This is a genomic window from Fulvimarina fulva (assembly GCF_039652615.1).
Classification (GTDB): Bacteria; Pseudomonadota; Alphaproteobacteria; order Rhizobiales; family Rhizobiaceae; genus Fulvimarina.
This window is the reverse complement of record NZ_JBDJAC010000011.1, coordinates 88,105-94,558: the sequence shown is the minus strand read 5'-3', so window position 1 is coordinate 94,558 and position 6,454 is coordinate 88,105. Positions and strand designations below refer to the sequence as shown.

General features: G+C 62.6%; 7 protein-coding genes. 5 read left to right on the top strand and 2 right to left on the bottom strand.

Features of this window, described 5'->3' with window-relative positions:
- The 5 genes from ABDX79_RS15145 to ABDX79_RS15125 form a co-directional block, all read left to right on the top strand.
- A partial coding sequence (locus tag ABDX79_RS15145) for a flagellin (protein ID WP_346221141.1) occupies nucleotides 1-277 on the top strand: 277 nt, incomplete at its 5' end.
- Between the two features lie 201 nt (nucleotides 278-478).
- On the top strand, nucleotides 479-664 hold the full coding sequence (locus tag ABDX79_RS15140) for a CsbD family protein (RefSeq protein WP_346221140.1): 186 nt from the start codon (nucleotides 479-481) through the stop codon (nucleotides 662-664).
- 310 nt (nucleotides 665-974) lie between these two features.
- Complete coding sequence (locus ABDX79_RS15135) at nucleotides 975-1,433, top strand: (2Fe-2S)-binding protein (protein ID WP_346221139.1); 459 nt, start codon at nucleotides 975-977, stop codon at nucleotides 1,431-1,433.
- Between the two features lie 5 nt (nucleotides 1,434-1,438).
- The gene (locus ABDX79_RS15130) at nucleotides 1,439-3,631 is read left to right on the top strand and encodes a xanthine dehydrogenase family protein molybdopterin-binding subunit (RefSeq protein ID WP_346221138.1); all 2,193 of its coding nucleotides are present in this window, start codon (nucleotides 1,439-1,441) and stop codon (nucleotides 3,629-3,631) included.
- A gap of 201 nt (nucleotides 3,632-3,832) precedes the next feature.
- Nucleotides 3,833-4,525: an Isoquinoline 1-oxidoreductase subunit gene (locus ABDX79_RS15125; protein WP_346221137.1), complete on the top strand. Its 693-nt coding sequence runs from the start codon at nucleotides 3,833-3,835 to the stop codon at nucleotides 4,523-4,525.
- A gap of 18 nt (nucleotides 4,526-4,543) precedes the next feature.
- Here the strand turns inward: ABDX79_RS15125 and guaD are convergent, their stop codons facing one another.
- Together guaD and ABDX79_RS15115 are read right to left on the bottom strand one after the other, a co-directional pair.
- Complete coding sequence (guaD, locus tag ABDX79_RS15120; protein ID WP_346221136.1) at nucleotides 4,544-5,950, bottom strand: guanine deaminase; 1,407 nt, start codon at nucleotides 5,948-5,950, stop codon at nucleotides 4,544-4,546.
- Complete coding sequence (locus ABDX79_RS15115) at nucleotides 5,947-6,141, bottom strand: urate hydroxylase PuuD (protein ID WP_463671182.1); 195 nt, start codon at nucleotides 6,139-6,141, stop codon at nucleotides 5,947-5,949. Before ABDX79_RS15115 ends, guaD begins: the two co-directional genes overlap by 4 nt.
- Nucleotides 6,142-6,454 lie beyond the last annotated feature (313 nt).

Below are 6,454 nucleotides of genomic sequence, written 5' to 3'. Positions count from 1 at the left end.
CATCAAGAACTACATCAAGGTCGTGGACAAGGCGCTCTCTGAGGTGACGAGCGCCGCCTCTGGCCTCGGTGCCGTCCAGAACCGGATCGAGATGCAGTCGGAGTTCGTCTCCAAGCTGATGGACACGGTCGACAAGGGTGTCGGTACGCTCGTCGATGCCGACATGACCGAAGAATCGACCCGTCTGAAGGCACTTCAGACCCAGCAGCAGCTTGGTGTTCAGGCGCTCTCGATCGCCAACAACTCCTCGCAGTCGCTGATGTCGCTCTTCCGTTAATCGGAACGGCTCTGACGCTATCCAGTCCGAAAAGGCCCGGCCCCGTGCCGGGCCTTTTCGCGTTCTGAAACGAGGTCCGGCTAGCGAGGCCGGACCGGGTGTCGCAGGCGCGCTCCTCGCGTACGCGCTCCCCGGAACACGAGGCGGCCCAATGCGTTATCCTCTCGAAGTTCATGTTTAACGACATCCGAGGAGACCCCCATGGTCGACAAGAACGAAATTAAAGGCGCAGCCAAGGAAGCCGGCGGCAAGATCAAGGAAGCGGTCGGCTCCGCGCTCGGCAATGAGAAGATGCAGGCCGAAGGCGAAGTGGATCAGGCCGAAGGCAAGACCCAGAAGAACTACGGCAAGGTCAAGGACGCCGTTAACGACCAAACCAGCCACTGAGCTTCAGGATAATTTGAAGTGAGAAAAAGCCGCCCTGCCTGGGCGGCTTTTTTTACATTTGGAACCATCTTTCGTCCTCAACGCCATCTCTTCCGGCTGTTTGCGGTCGTTTCCAATGAAGCTGCGAGCGGGTGCGCGACAGTCCGGACACCTGCCGGGACACTTGCGAAACGTTCTAAATCGCTTACCCTCAACGCACTTGAACGTTTGCGACCGCGCACCGCACATTCGAAGCGTTTACGAGGAGGGATCCTCGGTTTCTCGTTTGGCGGATTGAGCGCGGTCGGTTTCAATCAAAAAGGAGCGGCCGATGGTCTCTTTCACCCTTAACGGCGAACAGCGCCAGTTCGACGGCGATCCGGATACGCCTCTCCTTTGGGTCATTCGCGACGCTGAAAAGCTGACCGGAACCAAATATGGCTGCGGCATTGCCCAATGTGGCGCATGTACGGTGCATGTGGACGGCATGACGCGCCGCTCCTGCGTCACACCGATCTCCAGCCTCGACGGCTCGACGGTGACGACGATCGAAGGCATCGAAGGACCCGAGGCGAAGGCCGTTCAGGCGGCCTGGATCGAGATCGACGTGCCCCAATGCGGTTACTGCCAGTCCGGGCAGATCATGTCCGCCGTTTCGCTGCTACAGATGAACCCCAAGCCAAGCGACGAGGACATCGACGGCGCGATGGCGGGCAATATATGCCGCTGCGCCACCTACCAGCGCATCCGGCAGGCGATCCACAACGCCGCCGACTCGATGGAGGGCTAAAGACCATGGGCATTCACGACAGCAACAGCACGGGCGGTCTTCGCCCTACCCGCCGCGCATTCCTGACCGGTGCCGGTCTCGTCATCGGCATGACGCTCGTTCCGAAGGGCTTTGCGCAAGGCACGGACTATGCCGCCATCCAGGCGGGCGTCCAGAACGAGGCGACACGCGACTTCAACGCCTTCGTGCGCATCGGACCGGACTCGACGGTCACGGTTCTCTCCAAGCATATCGAATTCGGCCAGGGCCCCTATACCGGCCTTGCGACGCTGGTCGCCGAGGAACTCGACGCCGACTGGAGCCAGATGCGTGTCGAGGCCGCGCCGGCCAATGACGAGATCTACAAGAATCTCGCCTTCGGCCTTCAGGGCACAGGCGGCTCGACGGCCATCGCGAACTCCTACGAACAGATGCGCAAGGCCGGAGCGACCGCGAAGGCCATGCTGGTCGCGGCCGCTGCCGATGAATGGGGCGTTCCATCCGAGGAGATCGTCGTCTCCAAGGGCACGATCAGCCACAAGGCTTCGGGCAACAGCTCCGATTTCGGCTCGCTTGTCGACAAGGCCGCCGCAATGGAAGCGCCGTCGGATCCGACGCTGAAGAACCCGGACGACTTCGTCCTAATCGGCAAGGATCGTCACAAGGTCGACACGGTTTCGAAGACCAATGGCACCGCGATCTTTACCCTCGACATCGATTTCGACGACATGCTGATCGCGGTCGTCAAGCATCCCGATCACTTCGGCGCCAAGGTCAAGAGCTTCGACGATACGAAAGCCCTGAAGGTGGCTGGCGTCGTCGATGTGAAGCAGGTTCCCCAAGGCGTCGCGGTCTATGCGGATTCGACCTTCGCCGCCCTCAAGGGCCGCGCCGCGCTCGATGTCGAATGGGATCTTTCCGAGGCCGAAAGCCGCTCCAGCGAGGCGATCTTCGAGGACTATCTCGCCGAGATCGGCGGCAAGAACGAGATGGAAGCTGCCAATCAGGGCGATGTCGTGGCCAATCTCAACCAGGAAGGCCTCACCACGATCGAATCCACGATCCGCTTTCCGTTCCTGGCCCATGCGCCGATGGAACCCCTCGACGCGGTGCTGATCCGCCGCGAGGACGGTTCGATCGACTGCTATAACGGGGCGCAGTTTCCCGGTCAGGACAAGGCGGCGATTTCCGAGGTTTGCGAAGTCGACGCCGCGAATGTCCGGGTGAACACGCAGCTCGCCGGCGGATCCTTCGGGCGCCGGGCGCAGTTCGGCTCGCCCTACATGCGCGAGGCGGCGGCCGTCTTCAAAGCCTCAGGGATGGACCGTCCGGTCAAGCATGTCTGGACGAGAGAGGACGATATCCGCGGCGGGTTCTACCGGCCGATCTACGTCCACAAGCTGAAGGGCGCCGTCGACCGCGACGGCAATATCGTCGCCTGGGACCAGGCTATCGTCGGCCAGTCCATCATGAGCAAGGACGAGATCGACGAGACCAGCGTCGAGGGCGCGTCCGACAGCCCATACCAGATCCCGAACCGACGGGTGATGTCGGTCAACACGACCCTGCCGGTGCCAATCCTCTGGTGGCGGTCGGTGGGCCATACCCACACCGCCTTCGCGGTCGAGACCTTCCTCGACCAGCTTCTTCAGGAAGCCGGCAAGGACCCGGTGGAGGGGCGTCTTGCCCTTCTTCCTGAAGGCTCGCGCGAGCGCGGTGTCCTAACCCGGGTTGCGGAAATGGCCGGCTACAAGAATGGCTCGCCGCCGGAAGGCCGGGTCTGGGGCGTTGCCGTTCACAAGAGCTTTTCGACCTATGTCGCCGAAATCGCCGAGGTCTCGCTCGGCGAGGATGGCGGACCGAAGGTGCACAAGGTCTGGTGCGCGGTCGATTGCGGTGTCGCGGTCAATCCAAACATCATCAAGGCACAGATGGAGGGCGGTATCGGCTACGGGCTCGGCGCCATTCTCTACGACGAGATTACACTCGGAGACGGCGGCCGGATCGTCCAGTCGAACTTCAACGACTATCGCTCCCTGCGGATCTCCGAGATGCCGGAGGTCCAGGTCGCGGTCATCGAATCGAGCGAGGCGCCGACCGGGGTCGGGGAGCCGGGCACGCCGCCGATCGGTCCCGCCGTCGCCAATGCATGGCGGCGCCTGACCGGACAGGCGGTTCAGAGCCTTCCCATGGTACCATCGCGCGCAGCTGGCGCCTGAAGCCTCTATTTAAGAGAGACATGCGACAGGTCGGAGTCCGCATTCATCTCTAAGTCTTTGTTTTTACGCATGACGTGATCCGAAAGGTCCTGCAACCTTTCAAGCTTATGCTACAAGCCGACAAAGCCTTCGTCGGTCACGATAAACGTGGCCGGCGGTTCAATCGACTGACCTATTGTGACGCAAAGTGAGTGCCGCGCCTTGAAACTCGTCTTCCGCAACAGCCTCGCCGGCTTTGTCCTCTCCCTTGCCGCCGCTTCGCTTGCCCTCCCCTCCGCAGCGTCCGCGCAGGACCGCAATCCGGCGACCGGAGAGGCTTCCCAGCCGATTGCACTGGACGAACCGTCCGCTGGCCTGAAATCGGTCTCCGACTTCGATCAGATCTCGGACGAGCGGGAACGCTCGATCGCGATCTTCGAGGAAACCGGCAAGGTGCTGACCCATCCGCGCTGCGTGAACTGTCATCCGGCGGGAAACTCGCCGCTCCAGACAATGGCGATGACCCCGCACCAGCCGCCCGTGCAGCGCGGTGACGCGAATTTCGGCGTGCCCGGCATGATGTGCAACACGTGTCATGGACCCGAGAATGCCCTCGTCGTCGGGCAAAGCCCGGACATCAAGTCGATCCCGGGCAATCCGAACTGGCATCTGGCCCCGATCGAGATGGCCTGGGAGGGCAAGTCGCTCGCCGATATCTGCGTCCAGATCAAGGACCAGAACCGCAATGGCGGCCTCGACCTTGCAGCGCTCGTCGAGCACATGGCCGAAGACGATCTCGTCGGCTGGGGTTGGGAGCCGGGCGAAGGCCGCGAACCGGTGCCGGGCACGCAGCAGCAGTTCGGCGAGCTCTACAAAGCCTGGGCCGCGACCGGAGCCCATTGCCCGGAAAGCTGAGGTTCTCCCCGGTTGAGCCTATTGGTCAGAGCCGTGTCGTCCGTCTCCCGGGCGGACGATTACGGGCTCGTTCAGCGGCGCACGCGCTGAGCGAGCAAGACGGGGCGCAGTGCGGTCGTAGATAGGCTTGCCACCGGCATAGGTCGCGACGACCGCCCGTTCATCTCCAAGGGTCATGAGGGCGAAGAGTTCTTCTTCCAGTGTTTCGACACGCTCCATCCGCCGCGCAAGGGGCTCGGTGGAGCGACTGTCGAGAACTGTCAGATCGGCCTCATAGCCCGGCGCGATCCGACCGACCACCTCGCTGAGGCCCATGGCATCCGCATTGCCTGCGGTTGCCAACCGGAAGGCGTCGAAGGCCGGCAGCTTCTGGCCCTTCAGGGCAAGCACCTTATAGCCCTCGGCCATCGTGCGCAGCATGGAATAGCTCGTGCCGCCGCCGATATCGGTCGCAAGTCCGATGCGGATGCCCGCGCCCTTGACCGCCTCCCGGTCGAACAGACCTGACCCGAGGAAAAGGTTGGAGGTCGGACAAAAAATCGCCGACGCACCGCCTCCCGCGAGCGCCTGACGCTCTCGTTCGGTCAGATGGATGCAATGGCCGAACAGCGCGCGGCGGCGCACGAGGCCAAAGCGTTCGTAGACGGCGGTGTAATCCGCATCCTTCGGGAAGAGGCTCGCGACATAGGCGATCTCTTCGTGATTTTCCGACAGATGGGTCTGGATCGGCAGATCGGGAAACTCGGCGGCAAGCGCTCCGGCAGCCTCCAGCTGGGCCTCCGTCGAGGTTGGCGCGAAGCGGGGCGTGATGGCGACTTCCAGCCGGTTTGTCCCATGCCAGCGCGCAATGGCGGTTCTGGTGTCCTCATAGCCGCGCTCAGGCGTATCGAGCAGGGCCTCCGGCGCGCCGCGATCCATCATCACCTTGCCGGCGATCATGCGAAGACCGCGCCTGTCCGCCTCCCCCATGACAGCATCGAGGCTGACGGGATGGGACGTGCAGAACAGCGAAGCGCTCGTCGTGCCGTTCGCCGCCAGCGTATCGAGCAGCCAGCGCGCGGCATCGGAGGCAATGCGCGGGCTGGAATAACGCGCTTCTTCCGGAAATGTGTATTTCTGAAGCCATTCCATCAATTCCGCGCCGTAGGACGCGATCACCTGCGTCTGCGGCAGATGGAGATGCGGGTCGATGAAACCCGGCAGGATGAGATGGGGATGGTGGTTGATGACCGGAATGTCCGGTGAGAGGCTCTCGATGATCGGCTGGGCGTTGCCCACGCGCTCGATCTGCCCGTCGCGGATGAGAACCGCGCCATCGGAATGAAAAAGAATGGCCTCATCGCCGGTTTCGCTGGGATCGCCGGTAAAACTCAGGACACGGCCACGAAGGGCAATCGTCCGGCCGGGTGACGCGACAGGTTTCATCGTGCGGTGACCTCCGTCAGTGCTTGCTCTGTGGCAACGCGAGCGCCTGCATCCCCTTCAGGCTGATCGTGGCATTTCCTGACGCCAAGAGCGAGCGCGATGAAAGAGAAGAACGCGCCGATCCCGGGGATGGCCGAGACAGCATGCACCCAGCGCACCACGAACTGCAGCCATCGGAGACATAGGTCCAAATCGTGGGCTCCCCGAGCTCGGCTCGGCTGGCAGCAGCGCGTGAGGTAGCCCCCACGATATGGAGGTCGTCATCCTCGGAAACCGACCGGAGGATGAGGGACGATGGTTTAAGCCTATGAGGTCAGCCACACCGTTATGGGGCAGCCCTGCGAAATGACCCCGGCTCAAATGCCGGAGTCACGCTGGCTCGTGGTTCAAAGGCTTTAGACCGCCGGACAAACGAATTGACCCGTGGGGTCAATCCACGCCCGGCAAACGGCTCAAACGCCGCTCGGGCTGCCGACGGCCCATGAAACCGATGGTTTCAAAGGT